This is a genomic window from Vibrio rumoiensis (assembly GCF_002218045.2).
Classification (GTDB): domain Bacteria; phylum Pseudomonadota; class Gammaproteobacteria; order Enterobacterales; family Vibrionaceae; genus Vibrio; species Vibrio rumoiensis.
Window position 1 is genome coordinate 654189 of the sequence record NZ_AP018685.1, and the last position, 18363, is coordinate 672551.

15 protein-coding genes and 10 tRNA genes are annotated in these 18363 nt (G+C 41.6%); 7 read left to right on the forward strand and 18 right to left on the reverse strand.

Annotated elements, in window-relative coordinates:
* Nucleotides 1–103: 103 nt before the first annotated feature.
* Both VRUMOI_RS02945 and pepA read right to left on the reverse strand, forming a co-directional pair.
* Nucleotides 104–580: a DNA polymerase III subunit chi gene (locus VRUMOI_RS02945; RefSeq protein WP_089137924.1), complete on the reverse strand. Its 477-nt coding sequence runs from the start codon at nucleotides 578–580 to the stop codon at nucleotides 104–106.
* Nucleotides 581–666: 86 nt separating this feature from the next.
* Nucleotides 667–2181, reverse strand: a complete 1515-nt coding sequence (gene pepA, locus VRUMOI_RS02950; RefSeq protein ID WP_089137923.1) for a leucyl aminopeptidase — start codon at nucleotides 2179–2181, stop codon at nucleotides 667–669.
* A gap of 249 nt (nucleotides 2182–2430) precedes the next feature.
* Between pepA and lptF the strand changes: the two genes are divergently transcribed.
* Both lptF and lptG read left to right on the forward strand, forming a co-directional pair.
* The gene (gene lptF, locus VRUMOI_RS02955) at nucleotides 2431–3537 is read left to right on the forward strand and encodes an LPS export ABC transporter permease LptF (RefSeq protein WP_089137922.1); all 1107 of its coding nucleotides are present in this window, start codon (nucleotides 2431–2433) and stop codon (nucleotides 3535–3537) included.
* Complete coding sequence (lptG, locus tag VRUMOI_RS02960; protein ID WP_089137921.1) at nucleotides 3530–4603, forward strand: LPS export ABC transporter permease LptG; 1074 nt, start codon at nucleotides 3530–3532, stop codon at nucleotides 4601–4603. The genes lptF and lptG overlap by 8 nt, the downstream gene beginning before the upstream one ends.
* An 80-nt stretch (nucleotides 4604–4683) precedes the next feature.
* On the opposite strand, the gene VRUMOI_RS02965 is transcribed toward lptG, so the two are convergent.
* Nucleotides 4684–5157 carry an RDD family protein gene (locus tag VRUMOI_RS02965; protein ID WP_089137920.1) on the reverse strand — a complete coding sequence of 158 codons (474 nt, stop codon included), beginning with the start codon at nucleotides 5155–5157 and terminating at the stop codon, nucleotides 4684–4686.
* 198 nt (nucleotides 5158–5355) lie between these two features.
* On the opposite strand from VRUMOI_RS02965, the gene VRUMOI_RS02970 reads away from it, so the two are divergent.
* The 4 genes from VRUMOI_RS02970 to VRUMOI_RS02985 all read left to right on the forward strand — a co-directional run bounded on the left by VRUMOI_RS02970 (nucleotide 5356) and on the right by VRUMOI_RS02985 (nucleotide 10079).
* Nucleotides 5356–5440 (forward strand) — tRNA-Leu (locus VRUMOI_RS02970).
* A 337-nt stretch (nucleotides 5441–5777) separates the two neighbouring features.
* The gene (locus VRUMOI_RS02975; protein WP_089137919.1) at nucleotides 5778–6737 is read left to right on the forward strand and encodes a glycosyltransferase family 2 protein; all 960 of its coding nucleotides are present in this window, start codon (nucleotides 5778–5780) and stop codon (nucleotides 6735–6737) included.
* Nucleotides 6706–8496, forward strand: coding sequence for a GtrA family protein (locus VRUMOI_RS02980; protein WP_089137918.1), 1791 nt, complete (start codon nucleotides 6706–6708; stop codon nucleotides 8494–8496). Before VRUMOI_RS02975 ends, VRUMOI_RS02980 begins: the two co-directional genes overlap by 32 nt.
* Nucleotides 8497–8648: 152 nt before the next feature.
* Nucleotides 8649–10079 (forward strand): NAD-dependent succinate-semialdehyde dehydrogenase, encoded by a 1431-nt coding sequence (locus VRUMOI_RS02985; protein ID WP_089137917.1) that lies wholly within the window; start codon nucleotides 8649–8651, stop codon nucleotides 10077–10079.
* A 53-nt stretch (nucleotides 10080–10132) separates the two neighbouring features.
* Here the strand turns inward: VRUMOI_RS02985 and VRUMOI_RS19195 are convergent, their stop codons facing one another.
* The 15 genes from VRUMOI_RS19195 to mutY form a co-directional block, all read right to left on the reverse strand.
* Nucleotides 10133–10330, reverse strand: coding sequence for a hypothetical protein (locus VRUMOI_RS19195; protein ID WP_162598333.1), 198 nt, complete (start codon nucleotides 10328–10330; stop codon nucleotides 10133–10135).
* Between the two features lie 94 nt (nucleotides 10331–10424).
* Complete coding sequence (locus tag VRUMOI_RS02990) at nucleotides 10425–11036, reverse strand: outer membrane beta-barrel protein (protein WP_089137916.1); 612 nt, start codon at nucleotides 11034–11036, stop codon at nucleotides 10425–10427.
* 254 nt (nucleotides 11037–11290) lie between these two features.
* Nucleotides 11291–11366: transfer RNA gene (locus VRUMOI_RS02995), tRNA-Asn, on the reverse strand.
* A 37-nt stretch (nucleotides 11367–11403) separates the two neighbouring features.
* A tRNA-Thr gene (locus tag VRUMOI_RS03000) sits at nucleotides 11404–11479 on the reverse strand.
* Nucleotides 11480–11519: 40 nt separating this feature from the next.
* Nucleotides 11520–11595, reverse strand: a tRNA-Asn gene (locus VRUMOI_RS03005).
* 38 nt (nucleotides 11596–11633) lie between these two features.
* A tRNA-Thr gene (locus VRUMOI_RS03010) sits at nucleotides 11634–11709 on the reverse strand.
* A 55-nt stretch (nucleotides 11710–11764) separates the two neighbouring features.
* A tRNA-Phe gene (locus tag VRUMOI_RS03015) sits at nucleotides 11765–11840 on the reverse strand.
* 430 nt (nucleotides 11841–12270) lie between these two features.
* Nucleotides 12271–13869, reverse strand: coding sequence for a lytic polysaccharide monooxygenase (locus tag VRUMOI_RS03020; RefSeq protein WP_089137915.1), 1599 nt, complete (start codon nucleotides 13867–13869; stop codon nucleotides 12271–12273).
* Between the two features lie 274 nt (nucleotides 13870–14143).
* Nucleotides 14144–14219 (reverse strand) — tRNA-Asn (locus VRUMOI_RS03025).
* A 47-nt stretch (nucleotides 14220–14266) separates the two neighbouring features.
* A tRNA-Phe gene (locus tag VRUMOI_RS03030) sits at nucleotides 14267–14342 on the reverse strand.
* A 7-nt stretch (nucleotides 14343–14349) separates the two neighbouring features.
* Nucleotides 14350–14425 (reverse strand) — tRNA-Thr (locus VRUMOI_RS03035).
* A 73-nt stretch (nucleotides 14426–14498) separates the two neighbouring features.
* Nucleotides 14499–14574, reverse strand: a tRNA-Phe gene (locus tag VRUMOI_RS03040).
* A gap of 161 nt (nucleotides 14575–14735) precedes the next feature.
* Nucleotides 14736–15872, reverse strand: coding sequence for a membrane-bound lytic murein transglycosylase MltC (gene mltC, locus VRUMOI_RS03045; RefSeq protein ID WP_089137914.1), 1137 nt, complete (start codon nucleotides 15870–15872; stop codon nucleotides 14736–14738).
* Between the two features lie 118 nt (nucleotides 15873–15990).
* Nucleotides 15991–16263, reverse strand: a complete 273-nt coding sequence (locus VRUMOI_RS03050; RefSeq protein ID WP_089137913.1) for an oxidative damage protection protein — start codon at nucleotides 16261–16263, stop codon at nucleotides 15991–15993.
* 22 nt (nucleotides 16264–16285) lie between these two features.
* Nucleotides 16286–17341, reverse strand: coding sequence for an A/G-specific adenine glycosylase (mutY, locus tag VRUMOI_RS03055; protein WP_089137912.1), 1056 nt, complete (start codon nucleotides 17339–17341; stop codon nucleotides 16286–16288).
* 285 nt (nucleotides 17342–17626) lie between these two features.
* Between mutY and trmB the strand changes: the two genes are divergently transcribed.
* The gene (trmB, locus tag VRUMOI_RS03060; RefSeq protein ID WP_089137911.1) at nucleotides 17627–18346 is read left to right on the forward strand and encodes a tRNA (guanosine(46)-N7)-methyltransferase TrmB; all 720 of its coding nucleotides are present in this window, start codon (nucleotides 17627–17629) and stop codon (nucleotides 18344–18346) included.
* Nucleotides 18347–18363: the final 17 nt, after the last annotated feature.

Consider the following 18363-nt stretch of genomic DNA (forward strand, 5'->3'; position numbering starts at 1 on the left):
TTTATCGATACGTTGAGCGTGAAAAATAATGTTTTGCGAGTCTAGAGCGCTGCGCTTTATCGTTGCTAGGGCGCTTCGCTGCTCGATTTATTAGTTACTCGATTTACGTGCTTTGCTTTTCCGAGCTACGAGTAACGTTTTTAATGTTTATTGTCTGCATTTCAAAGCCAGCTTGTCGGTAGATTTTATACCTTTCTCGAGCTTGTTGCTTTGATTTTTCTTCGCAAGGAACGAAGTCTACCACTTGTGCAAAGGTCTGAGCAAAAATTGTATTATCATTCGCCATATTGATGACTAACTGGCGATTACGATGTGGTTTCACTTGGCTAAAGCCTATTTCTATCGGTGTCCCATATTGTGGGCCTTCTCCCGATAAGTTATGTGATTGAAACTGTTCAGGATCTTTTTGCCATAATCGTTCGTCAACGGCTTCAGATTGGTTTTTATCTTGGGCATTGATGTACACTTTTGCACCTTGCGAGGCAAAATAACTGGCTAAGTACACAACATAATCGATATGACCATGCTCGTTATCTTGCGGGCTATTAGGCTCTATGATGTAAAACGTTGCAATTGCCATAATAAAATTCACTAAAATGAAAGGGGACCGAATGGCCCCCAATTGATACTCTTTCTTGGTTTAAGATAAACGAATTAACAATCGGCTTATTCTTCCAAGATTTGAGAGCCAGATGCACGGTTCACTAAGAATTGAACTAATAATGGTACAGGGCGGCCAGTTGAGCCTTTTTGTGCACCTGATTTCCAAGCTGTACCGGCAATATCTAAGTGAGCCCAATTGTACTTTTTAGTAAAGCGCGATAAGAAACAACCAGCAGTGATTGCACCGCCTGGGCGGCCACCAATGTTAGCCATATCGGCAAATGGGCTATTGAGTTGTTCTTGATATTCATCGGCCATCGGTAAACGCCATGCACGGTCACCCGCTTGTTCCGACGCATTAACAATCTCATGAGAGAGTGGGTTATGGTTAGCAACCACGCCACTAATATGATGGCCTAGTGCAATCACACAAGCGCCAGTTAAGGTCGCGACATCAATCACGCAATCTGGATCGAAACGCTCAACATAGGTTAATGCATCACAAAGTACTAAGCGGCCTTCAGCATCGGTATTTAAGACTTCAACAGTTTGACCTGACATGGTGGTTAAAATATCACCAGGGCGATAAGCATTACTACCTGGCATATTTTCACAGCCCGCTAACACTCCCACCACGTTAATTGGTAGGTTAAGTTTCGCGAGTGCTTTCATGGTACCGAATACCGATGCCGCACCACACATGTCGTATTTCATTTCATCCATGGCTTCGCCTGGTTTTAAGGAAATACCACCTGAATCAAACGTTAATCCTTTACCGACTAGCACGATAGGTTTTGCTTCGGGATCTGGGTTACCTTTATAGTTGATGACAGACATCATGGATTCGTTACGAGAACCACGACCTACTGCTAAGTAGGAGTGCATGCCGAGTTTTTCCATCTCTTCTTCACCAATAATTTTGGTGGTGATGGTTTCGAAGTCATCCGCTAGGCGGCGAGCTTGAGATGCAAGGTAAGCAGGGTTTGCAACATTCGGTGGCATGTTGCCAAGATCTTTTGATGCTTTAACACCTGATGAAACGGCTAAACCGTGAGCAATCGCTTTTTCGCCAAGATTCAGCTCACGACGGGTTGGTACGTTGAATACCAATTTGCGCAGTGGGCGACGCGTTTCAGGCTTATTACTCTTGAATTGATCAAAGGTGTAAAGGCTATCTTTAGTGGACTCAACCGCTTGGCGAACTTTCCAGTAAGTATCACGGCCTTTGACATGAAGCTCCGTTAAGAAGCATACTGCTTCCATTGAACCGGTGTCGTTAAGTGTGCCGATGGTTTTTTGGATAATATCTTTATATTGGCGTTCACCAAGTTCGCGTTCTTTACCACAACCAACAAGTAGAACACGTTCAGATAACATGCCCGGTACTTGGTGTAATAGTAACATTTGGCCGGGTTTACCTTCGAGGTCACCTCGACGTAATAATGAACTAATATAGCCGTCGCTGATTTTATCTAGTTGTTCGGCGACAGGAGAAAGGCGACGTGGCTCAAACACACCAACGACAATACAAGCGCTGCGTTGTTTTTCTGGGCTGCCACTTTTTACACTGAACTCCATGCGTACTCCTACATCCTAAAGACAAATAGAACTAAATGTTGGATAATGCTTATTCTTCGTTTGCCAGTGATTAAACTGTTCTAGAATTAAGCGACACAACATTTAGTTAGAAATAGTAAATCGAGTAATCGAAGAATATTCACTCGATATTTACAGATTAATATAGTTAAAAAACATTAAAAATAATAGACTCATCGGAAAACTATAGTGATTCCGTCAAAAAAACAAGTTTTGTATAGGTAATGCTGCGTGATTATTGTTAGATATTTGATCCGCGAGACACTCAAAAGCCAGTTCGCCGTCTTCTTTGTGCTTTTTCTCGTGTTTTTGAGCCAAAAATTTATCAGAGTGTTGGCTGATGCGTCTGATGGGGATATCCCTGCCAGTATGATTATGTCTATTGTTGGCCTTAATATGCCAGCAATGGGGCTATTAATGCTGCCTTTGAGTTTGTATGTAGGTATCTTGCTGACCTTTGGGCGCTTGTATGCCGAGAGTGAAATTACGGTAATGAATGCTACCGGTATCGGTAATAAATTCTTAGTACAAGCCGCTTTATATCTAGCGGTGATCACTGGTGGTATTGCCGCGGTGAATTCATTATGGCTTTCTCCTTGGAGCCAGGAAAAAGTGACTCAACTGTTAGAGCAAGTCACAGCAACGAGTAGTATTGATTTACTTAAAAAGGGCCAATTTCAGCCTTCGCCAGATGGCAGTGCGGTCGTTTTTGTTGATGATATCAAAGATAAAAAGCTTACCAATGTTTTCATTGCTCAACCTAGATCAAGAGAATCGATTCGCCCAAGTGTGATGTTCGCGAACTCTGGTGTTGTGAATGAATATGCTGATGGGCGCCAAATGCTTACGTTACAAAACGGTACTCGTTATGAGGGCATCCCTAACTCTTTAGACTATCGCAATACCGACTATGATGAATACTCGGCACTTATTGGCCAGCGTGACGTTCAAAAGAAAAAACGTAAATGGGAAGCGATTCCAACACTAGAGCTCATTGGTAAAAACGATCTAGAAGCCAAAGCTGAACTGCAATGGCGTATTACCCTTATAGTCTGTATTCCCTTACTTACCTTGGTGGTCGTGCCGTTATCTTCGGTAAACCCAAGACAAGGGCGCTTTGCTAAATTAGGCCCAGCAGTCCTGATTTATTTGGCTTATTTCTTAGCAATCAGTGCAATGAAATCTGCGGTTGAGGATGGCAGCGTTCCTCCTGCATTAGGTATGTGGTCGATTAATGCTTGTTTGCTGATTGCCGGAATTATTCTCAATAGTTTAGATAGCTTATTTGTACGTGGGCTCAGAGATAAACTAAGAAAAAGGAAACTGAGCCGTGTTTAAGATTCTTGATTGGTATATTGGCCGAACGATTATTGCCACGACATCTTTATGTCTTGCCACTTTGGTTGGTTTATCGGCCATCATCAAATATGTTGAGCAGTTACGTAAAGTGGGTAAAGGCACTTACGATTTGATGGAAGCGTTGTACTTTGTTGTATTAAGTATTCCTCGTGATATTGAAATGTTCTTCCCAATGGCTGCTTTGTTAGGGGCTCTGATTGGACTTGGAATGCTGGCGGCTAGCTCTGAGCTCGTGGTTATGCAAGCTTCAGGCTTTTCCAAATTAAATATTGGTGTGTCGGTATTGAAGACCGCTGTACCACTAATGTTAATGGTGATGATTTTAGGTGAGTGGGGCTCGCCTCAAGCGCAGAAAATGGCGCGAGATTCACGTGCAATGGCCGTTGCTGGTGGCAGCATTGTTTCTGTTCGAGATGGTGTCTGGGCGAGAGATGGCAATAACTTCATCTATATCGCTCGAGTGAATGGCGATGATGAACTCGATGGTGTGACGATTTGGCAGTTTGACCAAGATAAAAAACTGAATGATATTCTGGTATCTAAAACCGTTCGTTATGAAGAGGATCACCGCTGGATGATGAAGAACGTCCAAATCACCAAAATGGATAATGATGTTCAGCTCAGTAAAACTAAAGTGGCGAACTATGAATGGCTAACAACGTTAACTCCCGATAAACTGGCGGTAGTAACGGTAAAACCAGAAGAACTGTCGATGACTGGTTTGTACAGCTACGTTAAATACTTGAAGGATTCCGAACAAGACCCTTCTCGTTACGACCTAGCATTTTGGCGTAAGGTTTTCCAACCATTATCTATTGCCGTTATGATGTTAATGGCACTGTCTTTTGTGTTTGGCCCATTGCGTAGTGTGACGATGGGGGCGAGAATTTTATCGGGTGTTATTGCCGGATTTACTTTCTACATTTCTAGTGAAGTGTTTGGGCCAATGAGTTTGGTGTATGGAATACCTCCCATTATTGGGGCATTAGCGCCTAGTTTGATTTTCTTAGCGGTCGCAGTGATGTTAATGAGGCGCAAAGCATAATCATTTAACCGTTAATAAAATAGCGAAAAGGGATGCCAGCAAGCATCCCTTTTTGTATTTATTAAATATGATTTTAGTTGTTAGTCCACTTTAGCTAACTGAATAACTTGGCATTTTGCCCACATATCTTGCAAAGCACGTTTCTCTGAATCAAATAAAACCGTGATGTTGCCTAAACCAAATAACGATGTCGCCATGCGAATTAAAGATTGGAAGAAAGTAATAGGAGTACCATTTTCATTTTGTATTCTTAACTTCCACGCTCGCATGCCTAGAGTTTGTCCTTTCATCCAAAAGAAGCTTAAAAAGCCAACCCAAACCATCACAACATAAGCGTGAAATAGAACGCTCCAAATCGGGTGGTGATTGAGTAGGTCACTGGCATCAATATAAGAACCATAACTGACCAAGCCTTGAGATAATAGTGCTTCCATTGTCGCAATCACAATACCGACGGCGATCATTTCTACAGCGATAATAATCAACGCATCGTAGAATATAGCGGCCAAACGACGTAAAAAACCAGCAGGTTTCACTTGAGCTATTGAATTCATAAGCTATCTAATTAATAAACAATTTCAGCAGAATAGCGATTTGTCCCCAGTATTTAAAGTATAAAAGTGCATCGAACTAGCATTAATGGCGAAAATATCAGCGATCAAACCAATTTGAAAATTTAACACTTGCGCCACTCTCTTCCATACGTATAATTCGAACCACTCCTTAGCGATATGCTATTCGAGTGACAATTTGGCGGTATGGTGAAATTGGTATACACGACGGATTCAAAATCCGTTGCCTTCGGGCGTGGCGGTTCAAGTCCGCCTACCGCTACCAAATTTAAAGAAAGGCGCTCAAGCAATTGAGCGCCTTTTTTGCTATCTCACCAGCTAAATCTCTCTTTAACCTTTTGTACAACACCTCTTCGATTTTATATTTTCATACTTCAGGTCATCACTATGTGCGGATTGTAAAAGAATCGTCAAAAGCACAATTATTCTGTGAACCTTGCCTTAATTGCATTATCTTAGATACAAATTGTTACATTTATCGGCGCGGTCATATTATGTCGCTTACTCAACCCTCTCTTTATCTCTTGCTTTTATTAGAAAAGTAAAACGACACAACACCTGATGTTTGGTGTTATTCCCGCGATAACTAAATTGGGTAGATTATGAAAACAGTTTCTATTGTAGTGCCATGTTTTAATGAAAGTGAAGTGATTGATACGACGGTGGCTGAGCTTATGTCTGTGACTCAATCGATTGATAATTACCAATTTGAACTGATTTTCATTAATGATGGTAGCTCGGATGATACGGAGTTAAAACTGTTGGTGCATAGTCAGAAGCATACCAACGTCCGTACAATTTCTTTTTCTCGTAACTTCGGTCATCAACAAGCCGTGAGTGCAGGTTTGGATGTCAGTACTGGTGATGCAGTGGTGTTGATCGATGCCGATCTGCAAGATCCCCCTCGTTTAATTGCCGATATGATTGAGAAGTGGCAGCAAGGTTTCGATGTGGTGTATGGCACTCGTATTAATCGTGAAGGTGAATCTAAGTTTAAGTTGCTTACCGCTAAATGGTTTTACCGTATTTTAAATAGTTTATCTGAGGTACCGATCCCTTTAGATACAGGGGATTTTCGTTTAATGGATCGCCAAGTGGTCGATCATTTGATTGCAATGCCTGAAAAATCTCGTTTTATTCGCGGTATGGTCAGTTGGATTGGCTTTAATCAAACCTCGATCTGTTATGAACGCTCTGCTCGCTTTGCTGGTGAGTCTAAATACCCATTAATGAAAATGGTTAAATTTGGTATTGATGGCATTTTATCCTTCTCCGTTAAGCCGCTTAAACTATCCATTATGATGGGCTTTGCTTGCTCAGGAATCGCGATGCTGATGTTGTTGTATTCTGTATATATTCGATTGTTGACGGAGCATTGGGTGTCAGGTTGGACTTCGATATTAGTGTCGATTTTGTTTATGGGTGGGGTGCAACTGATTTCGATTGGGATTTTAGGCGAATATGTTGCCCGTATTTATAATGAGTCGAAAGATCGCCCGTTGTATATCATTAAGAAAAGCAGAGAATCTGATGTCGCAAAAGCCGATGCAAATGTTAAATAGTTTCTTGTATAACGATTTTAAGCAAAAACTGCGCTTTGGTTTCGTGGGAGGAATCAATACCGTTTCGGCTTATTTGGCATTTATTGCTCTTTATCATTTTAGTGGGCGATATATCGTATCGTCCATATTATCCTACCTAGTTGGCATGTTGATTAGTTATGCACTCAATCGTAGCTTTGTGTTTAAAAGTGAGAAAAAATCAGGCCAATTCGTTCCTTTTTGTCTGGTGAATTTTACCTCACTCGGTTGCTCGACTGCAGTTTTATATTGGTTAGTGCAATACGGCGGCTTTGTGGTTTATTTTGCTCAAGTATTGGCGATTGGTGTTTCTATGGTGGTGAACTATTTAGGTTATCAAAAAGTCTTCACGCAAGGTGTGTCGATGCGAGGCTTATTGCCATTTCTATTTACTCAAAACGCTCGTCTGGATTACCCGCAACTCGCTAAATGGGGGGTGTTTGGTTTATTACTGATCGCGACCTTATACAATGTACAAATGTCGGTTTTATCCGATATTGCTCACGATGCCTTGCCTTATATGGGAGGGTATACCGATAAGTTTGTATCTGAAGGTCGTTGGATTAACTTTGCATTGTTTCATAGTTTAAAGTCCGTTCCTTCTTATGTTGCTGTGATCATATGTAATTTGTCGATTTTTTATTTTGGCTATCGGTTGTCATTAGGGATTCGCAAGGATGTGTGGTTAGCTCTATGTTTTGGATTACTGGTCATCAATGTGCCTTATTTTACGATGTTATTTAAATGGCCGATGACATTAATCCCAGGTTGCTTAATGTTGGCGTTATTTGCTTACATGAAAGAAAAACTCAACCCGTCTGCGCTATTAATTGTGTCTGGAATTTTGTTGTTTGCTACCTATCCAGCATTTTATTTTTTGATGCCGTTGTTGTTTTTATCGACACTCCGACATGCTTCTTATCCTAGTATCATCAAATTTTTGTTAATGTGGGCACTAGGGTATGTGCTTGGTTATGTTGTGGCGAATAGCCTGGTCTATGCATACACCTACGTTATCTCTGAGCATGCAAGTTTTATTCATTTTGCAAACTGGCGGCGCTCTACACCATCGACCAGTGTGAGCAGCTTGCTTGATAATGTATTAAAGAGTGCTGGCAATTTTGAACGTAATGCTTTGTATATTTCAGCGTTGAGCCCTTGGTTTTATCTACCTATCGCAATGACTGTTGTTTGGGCGGTAAAACAGCATTTGAAATATACTCTTATTGTGGCGTTAGTTGTGTTGTCTATTTATGCCAGTGTTGTCCCTTTAGGCGTGACGGTTCCTTTACGCTCAGGTATTACTTTACCCATTGGTTTAGCGGTAATGCTGTTATTGATCGAACAGAAAGTATGGCGTGGGCTAGTTTTATTACTGCTCTTTATCCCATTATCTTATCAGATGCATGACTACAATGATGGCTATACACAAAGTCGACAAGCGATGGCGAGCATCATGGAGTCAAACGATACTTTTGGGTACCTCAAGCAGCCTGAGCAGTTTGATAAAGTTTTCGTCAGTGTCGATGAGCCGAAAATGAGTCAGTATATGTATCAACTGACTAAATCAAACGCTTTTAACGTACCGAGTAACCTTCGATACCATTTCATTAAGCCATACCTTTATAAGCATGGGTGGCCTAAAGACAAAATAGAAGTAATTAACGATCCAAGAACTGCGATTCAAGGGCAAGCAACGATCCAACCGGAAGGGAAGACACTCTTTATTCGGATTGATTAACCTTACAGCGATACTTCATTTTAGGATGGCCCTGACCTTTGGTTGGGGCTTTTTTGTGGCTAGATTTTCAGTGCTATAGAGCGCATTATGATAAATCGAATCAATAATATTTCGACTAAACTGAAATATATCAATTAGAAAAAGGGATGAATATGAAGCAATTAAAAAATCAAACACTCCTCGCCTCAGTCTTGACTGATGGAAAAGGTCAGCAAGTATTCAATCCATTCGATGACAGTTTGTTAGCCACCGTTCCTATGTCTTGTCAGGCTAAAATTGAACATGACGTGGTAGAAATGGAAGCTGGGCAAAAAGCTTGGCAGAAAAAGCCCGTTTCAGAACGTTGTCAATTGATGAAAAAGTGGCATCAACTTATTCTTCAAAATGAAGATGATCTTGCCATGTTGATTACGTTAGAGGGCGGCAAGCCATTAAAAGAAGCACTAGGTGAAGTGCGTTATGGAGCCTCTTTTATTGAATGGTTTGCTGAAGAAGGGCGCCGAGCTTATGGTAATACCATACCTTCAGCTAGTAATGACAAAACCATTTTAACCGTAAAACAAGCGATTGGTGTGGCGGCTGCGATTACCCCTTGGAACTTCCCACTCGCGATGATCACTCGTAAAGCCGCACCCGCATTAGCCGCGGGTTGTAGTTTTATCTGTAAACCTTCTGAATCGACGCCACTGACGGCGTTTGCGGTAACAGAGCTTGCTTATCAGGCCGGGATACCTAAAGACGTTCTACGCATGGTTGTGGGCGAGAATGCGCATGATGTAGGGGAAGTTTTTACTTATCATCCTTCTGTTCGTAAGTTTTCATTCACGGGATCAACCTTAGTTGGTCGTAAACTACAAATGCAGTGTGCTTCAACCATTAAACGTACCTCAATGGAACTCGGTGGTAATGCGCCATTTATCGTGTTCGATGACGCAGATATTGATAGTGCGGTGAAAGGGGCGATTGCCAGTAAGTTTCGTAATGCTGGGCAAACTTGTGTGTGTGCTAACCGCTTTTATGTGCAAGAGGCGGTTTATGATGAATTTATTCAAAAGCTGGTGGCGGAAGTCGATAAACTTAAAGTCGGCAATGGGCTCGATGAATCAACCGATATTGGTCCGCTTATTTCAAAAGAGGCGAAGCAAAGAGTGTCTGATTTGATTGAAGAAGCGAAAGGTCGTGGTGCAAGACAAATCAATCAAGAGCGCTCGTTAGAAGGCAACTTTATTGCACCAACCATATTAATCGATGTTGAGCATGATAGGCCACTGGTTCAAGGTGAGATTTTTGGTCCTGTGTTACCGATCATTCGTTTTTCGGAAGAAGATAAAATGATCGCAATGGCCAATGATACGATTTATGGATTAGCGGCTTATTTTTATAGCCAAGATATGAATCGTATTTGGCGCGTCGCGCATAACTTAGAGTATGGCATGGTGGGTGTTAACGAAGGCATTATTTCAACCGAAGTCGCACCATTTGGTGGTATGAAGCAATCCGGTAATGGCCGAGAAGGCGCGAAAGAAGGGTTAGAGGAATACTTAGAAACCAAGTATGTATGTATTGGTGGGCTAGATCGCTAGGCTTGTTAATGTAAACCAATAGCAGGAATTAGGGCTGCTATTGGTTTATTTCATTATGGCCATTCTTGACTGAGAGGGCATAACGATGTTGCGCTCAAGTAATCGAAACGTGTTTGATTACCTAATCGATACACGCACACTCGAGTGGTCACATCAATATAGCTATGGTCTAAATACCAAGTCATGGCCAAAACAGGCATCGATACTGCCGAGATCAATAGACTGAGTAATAAGATGATAAATACTTTCATCGTCAATAATACTTGAGGTTAAATCGGTCGTTAAGTGAACGAAAAATATCAAAAGAAAAGAGGAGTCGCATTGATAGCCACTCCTCTTGAATGATTAGAATCGGTATGCCACGCCAGCGGTAATCATGCCTGAAATGGCAACATAATCGTCATCTGCGTCAATTTCATAAGCATCAAACTGGTAGGCTGCTCTGAAAGTCAGGCTCTGTAGTGCTGTTGGAGTATAGTCTAGACCTAGGCCACCATGGAAAGACGCAACACCGTCATCATTGGGAGCATCGATATACCCTAAGCCAGCAAGCGCGAAGGGACGCAAGCCATTATCAAAGGTATAGCCAAGGTTTGCACTTAAAGACATGCCATCAGTAGAAAATTTACCCACTGGAATTGAACTTGAGCTCTTTGAGATAGAACTTCGAGCGCTTATTTTTGTATCTGCATAGTTATTGTAACTCAACTCTAAGGCAACAACGCGGTTAAATTGGTAGCCTGCGTATAGGTTGTAGGCTAAGCCTGAGCTGTCAAAGTTAATATCATCAACGCCATCAATATCACCATCATCAACATCATCTTCTAAGTCTGGCGAAGCAAAAGCTGCAGCACCTACGCCACCACCAATATAAAAGCCTTTATTAGCATCAGCGAGTGCTGGTGCTGCCGCTATCGTACTGATGATAAAAGCACAAGCGAGAGTTTTGATTTTCATATGAGTATTCCTGATATATTTTTAGTATGAATGCATTGTGTGATAATTATACAAGTGTGATCTTGATCTAAATTAAGGAAATTCATTAACTGTGTCGATATTTTTACTGTAAAGATATGATTACAGTATTATTCTGTCGAGAAACGAGAAACGAGAAACGAGAAACGAGAAACGAGAAACGAGAAACGAGAAACGAGAAACGAGAAACGAGAAACAAAAAAAAAGCCCGATCGAGTGATCGGGCTTTCTTAATGTGGCTCCCCCTGCGGGACTCGAACCTGCGACATACGGATTAACAGTCCGCCGTTCTACCAACTGAACTAAGGGGGAATTATTCTTTTTATTTCTAGAAGCTAAGCTAGAAAAATGGTGCCGACTACCGGAATCGAACTGGTGACCTACTGATTACAAGTCAGTTGCTCTACCTACTGAGCTAAGTCGGCACTGTCATTATCTGAAACGTTAGTTCAAACAATGTTAAATTGGCTCCCCCTGCGGGACTCGAACCTGCGACATACGGATTAACAGTCCGCCGTTCTACCAACTGAACTAAGGGGGAATTATTCTTTTTTATTTCTAGAAGTTAAGCTAGAAAAATGGTGCCGACTACCGGAATCGAACTGGTGACCTACTGATTACAAGTCAGTTGCTCTACCTACTGAGCTAAGTCGGCACACTGTATTTTTTAAATCTGACGTCTTTTAATCAAGACACCAAACTATAAATAGTGGTGCCCGGAGGCGGAATCGAACCACCGACACGAGGATTTTCAATCCTCTGCTCTACCGACTGAGCTATCCGGGCGACGGGGGGTATTAAACGGTTTTTCGAGACTAACGTCAACACTAAAATATAAAAAAAAGTTCGTTTGAGCAATTTATAGTCGTCATTGTGTATTTATTCACACTTAAGTTCAAAAAAAAGACGGTTTTACGTGATTTCAATCCTAATTTTTTGTCCTTTGGTAGGCTGATATCATAACAATATGGTCGTTATTTTCTCTAAATAATACTGGTTTAACTAAAATGAAGGGCCAATTCATATCGGACTCACGAAACGAATAAAAATAAATTGCTTAATATTTTTGAGTGATTTTAAAGTCGAAGTGTATAACCGATTTAGTTGTGAGGTGAGCTTATCAAGCTTTACTCAATGACATTATTGAGTTGTAAAAAAGAACCCCTAACCAAGAGGTTAGGGATTCATGGTTATCAGACGTATATTGCCGCTTTAATTACGATTTAACCCATGGGCCTGCTAAGTCTGGTCTATCGCCTTGTGTCCACCACTGCGCCTTATAAGAGATCCCTTGGTAAGTAACGGTATCTCCAGAGTGATAGACTTGCTCTGCTCCCCATTCAGCTTCTGAGTTAACCATAGCTTGCCATGCACTCGATATATCAGGTTGTTCGCCTTTACTCCACCAGTTAGCGGTATAGCTTATGCCTTCAAATATCACCACATCTCCAGCACTATACGCAACCGAACTACTCCAGGTGCTTTCTCCTGTATTGTTATTTCCATTTTCCGATGGTGTCACTGTAATGGCGATATTTGCTTGTGCTGTACTAATGGGATCACCAACAGATACCATGATGGTTTCATTCAGTTGAACATCGGTAGTGGGCGCTTGATAATTGACCGTAACTTGGTTTTCAGTTTGAGTAATGATATTTCCCTTATCAACACTAAAAATGAGTGGGTCGCTATCGGCATCCGATGCACTCACTTCAAATACAAGACTTTGACCACTTTGAACGGTTAAATTGCTTGGGGCGCTGATAACCGGAGCGTGATTTCCCGTTTTAATTTCTAATTGATAGCTGTAATTTGAATCGGTGAGATAAACTAAATTGCTATACAGATCTTGGCTTTGATATTGAATCGTTTGTGAAGCTGAATCTTTTAAACCAATTTGTACTATTTGTGGGTATTTTTGATTAACGGTTGTTGCTAAGGATTCTGCCCACACCGTTTCCGCATCATTATCAATTGGGGACTTTTCAAATATGATCTCTTGGCCATTTTCATCAAAGACACGTAGCCAAGCAGTATCACCAGCATTTGCGTTAATGGTTGACGCAAGGTAGTTACCCCTGCTTATCCATTTATCGAGAGGATTATTAGGGTTGGTTTCACCGTTGTCTGTACCAAATGAAATATCACTGCAGTTATAAAAACCTTCACCTGCAGGATCTTGACGCTGCCAGCGTGTGTATAAAATGGCATTGCCAGTTCTATCTTCTGGTAAGGTGACTTCCATTTGATAATACTTTTTACCATTAAGCTCCACGGTTGTTAGATTGCCAAACTCAGCGATTAAATCCAGATCGCTCCAAGCCAAAGGCATCGTCGCAGAATCGTAACTTGGTTTACTTAAATAGATTTTCCAAAAGCTAGGATTGTGTGGAGTATTGGCTCGATACTGTAGTGTCACTTTGCCATTGTTAGTTAAATCTACCTTCGTCTTCTGCCAGTCAGGCGAGGGGAGGTCGATACCATGCTTAGCATTATCGCCAGCTGAACACAGTTGACCATCAGGAATCGCGCTTTCAACAGCGGTTTGGTCATTGTAATTGGATACTAAAGTTGAAAACTCTGGCTTTTGCACGAAAGGAGTCCAACTGGATTCAAGAAAGGTTGCGCGACAGGCTGCATTAGGAATGGTGCTACCATCGGTTGAATCCCAGTATCCGCCGTCCATATCGCAGATTTGTTGCCTTGCTGCTGGGTAGTCTAGGTAACCATGCGCTTGTGCATAGTTTGAGAGTAAGGTTAATCCAACCCAGCTAATGCATAGGTATAATTTTGGTCGAGAAAGTTGATGCTTCATAGACACCTCCATTTGTTTTTTTGAGTGGAATGGAGTGTGGTGGCGTGGCAAAAAAAGACAGAATAAAAAATTGTTAGTTTGAAAGCTCTCTCGAAGAAATTCATTACCAGTTTCATGTGCTAAAACGAAATTGAATACTCGATTCTAAAATTAGCCTGTTTGACATAATGCTTACATAGAGTGGTAAAAATAAGCTAAGTAAAAGGAGAAAGGCGCGAATTGGCAGATTATGGAGACGAAAAAAAACCTCATCAGATGATGAGGTTTTTTAAAGTGGCTCCCCTTGCAAGACTTGAACTTGCGACATACGGATTAACAGTCCGCCGTTCTACCGACTGAACTAAAGGGGAATTATTCTTTTAACACTAATTGATGTAATCAGTCGTTAACTAAATAATGGTGCCTCGAGGCGGAATCGAACCACCGACACGAGGATTTTCAATCCTCTGCTCTACCGACTGAGCTATCGAGGCAAAAAAATGGTGCCGACTACCGGAATCGAACTGGTGACCTACTGATTACAAGTCAGTTGCTCTACCTACTGAGCTAAGTCGGCACACTAAATTTTTTTGCTGCCCTAATTAGGACAAGTTGCTGTTTTAATTACTTAAGACACCAACAATAAATTGTGGTGCCCGGAGGCGGAATCGAACCACCGACACGAGGATTTTCAATCCTCTGCTCTACCGACTGAGCTATCCGGGCAACGGAGCGCTATTAAACGGATTTTCTGCTCTATCGTCAACTTGTTTTTGTAAAAAAATCGAAAAAAAGGTTTGTTTGCTGTCTATTTAAGCAAAAAAGAGTGATTTGCTGTTTTTTGCGTCATATTACGCAGAGGGTTTGATGCACTCTGCGAACCATGATTATTTCATTGCATGAAATTCTTTTTGATATCGGGTCACTTTTTCTAAGTAATGACGCGACTCTGAATTGGGATGCTTTTTAGTCAGTGCCCAATAGACTTGATTGGTTTGCAATCTATTAATGTCATTGATGGCATTGGTTTTACCGCCACCAAAGGTATTAAATACTCCCCCAGCACCACCGTTATAAGCAGAGATCATACTGTATTGCATGGATGTTGAATTTTTTATTCCCTTCAAGTAACGGGTTTTTAATATATGGAAATAGGCCGTTCCGGTATCAATATTATTGGCAGGGTTATATAAATATTTTGGTGAAGGCATGCCTGATTTGCCTTTCACTAAGTTGAATACATCATGGCCCGCGGTTTTTGGTACGATCTGCATTAAGCCATAAGCATTTGCCCAACTTACCGCATAAGGATTGAAGCTACTTTCTGTTTTTATGATGGCATAGATAAGATCTTCAGGGATATCGTATTGTCTAGAAGCCTTACGGACGATCGCTGCATATTGATAACTGCGTAATTTCGAATGGTTTTGAACCATAGGAATCGTGACGAAATAAGACTTTTTAAAATCAACGGTACGCGTTTGAAGTTTGTTTTTAATGAGGTAATCAGCAAATTGACTGGCGCGCCAAGACCATTGGATCGATTGACCATTCTGATCGACCACTTGATCGGATAAAAAAGGTTTGCCGCCCATTGCGATTTCTTTGGATGAAAATAAGTCGACATTTGCGGGGTTATTCGGCGTCAGTAGGGTGGTCACAATCGCTTGTTTTAAGTGAGCGGTGGGATCGGTCGAGGCAATGGTTTCTACGGTAACAGTACCATTATCAAAGTCGATATCGGCGCGGTTTAGATAGCCATCGGTATATTTAACGTAGGTTTTAGCGCCAGCCATCTTGATATTGTCTTGTCCCCATTTATTGGCCACTTGACCGGAGAATTGGTTCATCAAGCTATCGAGAGCAGCGGTGTCTTTAGCAAATTGGCCTGGAAGCGGCGCAAGGTTTTTAGCGAAACGGTTCGAAGGTGTGTAATCAACATCATAAACGCTTTCGATAAATTCTCGGCTACAGCCAGAAAGAACAATACAGGTGATGAGTAAGAGCCAGTGTTTTTTATTCATGTCGGGTTCGAATTTATCGTCAATCGCATTTACTTAAAACAAAACAGGCATTGCTTTCGATACCCCAAAAATGGGAAAAGCAATGCCTGCTACAAAAGTTGTTTGCGATTATACCTGATTATTCACTTGGTGGGGTATAGCCATCAATAATCACGTCTTTTCCTTCAAATAGGAAACTCACCATTTCAGTTTCAAGCAATTTACGATGCTCAGGATCCATCATGTTGAGTTTCTTTTCATTGATTAGCATCGTTTGCTTGTGCTGCCATTGTCCCCAAGCTTCTTTACTAATGTTATCGAAAATACGTTTACCGAGTTCACCAGGGTAAAGTTGGAAATCTAAGCCTTCCGCTTCTTTCTTTAAGAAAACACAGTTTACAGTACGGCTCATGGGAGCTCCTTGAGAGATTGAATTAATCGTTAAGTTCGTAGGGTAAGCTATGCAGCAGTTGTTTTACTGGTGCGGCTAGCCCGACTTCTTTCGGTTGAGATAAGTTATACCAAAGACCTTGCTGGCCTTCCATCACCAAACTCGGTTGTTTGTTTAATTTGACTAAGATAGGCGTGATATCTAAGTGATAATGACTAAAAGTATGACGAAACGCCGTTAAGGTGCTTTTTTTCTCGATCAGCGTATCGTGAACCGCTTTATTATCAAGTAGGGCTTCAATGTGCTGGTCTTGATGTTGAGGAAAGCAAAATAAGCCGCCCCAAATACCACTTTGAGGGCGTTGCTCCAGCCATACTTGGTTATTGTGATACAGCATGACAAACCAGGTTTCTTTGACGGGCTTGTCTTTTTTAGGTTTCTTGCCAGGAAAGTCGAGTTGTCGTTGTTGAGCCTTAGCTTGGCAAAACGCTTCAATAGGGCACAAATCGCATTTCGGTTTACTGCGAGTGCATACTATTGCCCCCATATCCATCATGGCTTGATTGTACTTATCGACATCATGCTCTGGGGTATGTTGCTCAGCAATTTCCCATAATTGGTTTTCAACGACTTTTTGTCCTGGCCAACCTTCAACCGCAAAGCAACGCGCTAAAGTTCGCTTTACATTACCGTCTAATATGGCGTGAGGCTGTTTATAGACAGAAGATAAAATAGCCGCTGCCGTTGAACGGCCAATGCCAGGAAGGGCATTCATTTGTTCAATATTGGTTGGGAATTCACCGTTATACTCTTGTTCTACGATTTGGGCGGCTTTATGTAGGTTGCGTGCACGAGCATAATAACCAAGACCGGTCCATAAATGCAGCACTTCATCTTGATGTGCTTTGGCGAGATCACTGACGGTTGGAAAGCGCTCTAGAAAGCGTTCAAAATAAGGAATAACCGTGGTGACTTGAGTTTGTTGTAACATGATTTCCGACAACCACACTTTATAAGCGGTTTTGTTTTGTTGCCAAGGTAGGCTTTTTCGGCCAAAGTTTTCATACCAATTTAAAATGGAATCAGAAAAGGTACTCACTGGTTGCTCTTTATTTGAATGTTAATTGGCGTTGATTCCACCATAGCTATACAGTTAAGTAAACCATGTAAATATTATGGGAAAATAAATAGCTATTATGGCAGTGAGTAATAAACTGACGATAAAGTCGCTTTATTATGCGATAAAAGCTTGCACCCTGAGCGTATCTTTGGATAATTCTCACCCTAATTTTGAATAGCTAATGCTATTTTAAAACCGCTAATTATTTTCAATCGCTAAGTTTCAGCAATAAAATAAAACTTGGCATAACCTTCAGGCGAAATCATGACAGAAGTAACAACTAACGAAGTAAATGAAGAAGGCAAAATTGTACGCAGAATTCGCAGTTTTGTTCGCCGTGAAGGGCGCTTAACTAAAGGCCAAGAAAAAGCGATTGAAGAATGCTGGGCAACCATGGGCATTGATTTTGTTCAACAGCGCCTAGATTGGAAGGAAGTCTTTGGTAATGACAATCCAGTCGTGCTGGAAATTGGCTTTGGTATGGGCGCGTCATTAGTTGAAATGGCTAAGAATGCTCCTGAAAAGAACTTCATTGGTATTGAAGTACATAGTCCAGGTGTTGGTGCGTGTTTAGCGTCTGCGCAAGAAGCTGGCGTGACGAACTTACGTGTTATGTGTCACGATGCCGTCGAAGTGTTCGAACACATGATCCCTGATAATAGCCTGATCACCTTGCAGCTATTTTTCCCAGACCCTTGGCACAAAAAACGTCACCACAAGCGCCGTATTGTACAGCTTGGTTTCGCAGAAATGGTTCGCCAAAAACTCATCATAAGTGAAGGCATCTTCCACATGGCGACCGATTGGGAAAACTATGCAGAGCACATGATTGAAGTGATGAATGAAGCACCGGGCTTTGAAAATATTGCCACCGATGGTGATTTTATCCCTCGTCCTGATGAGCGCCCATTAACCAAATTTGAAGCGCGTGGTCATCGTCTAGGTCACGGCGTATGGGATATTAAATTCCGCCGTAATCGCTAATGTGGCGTTAAATTGAG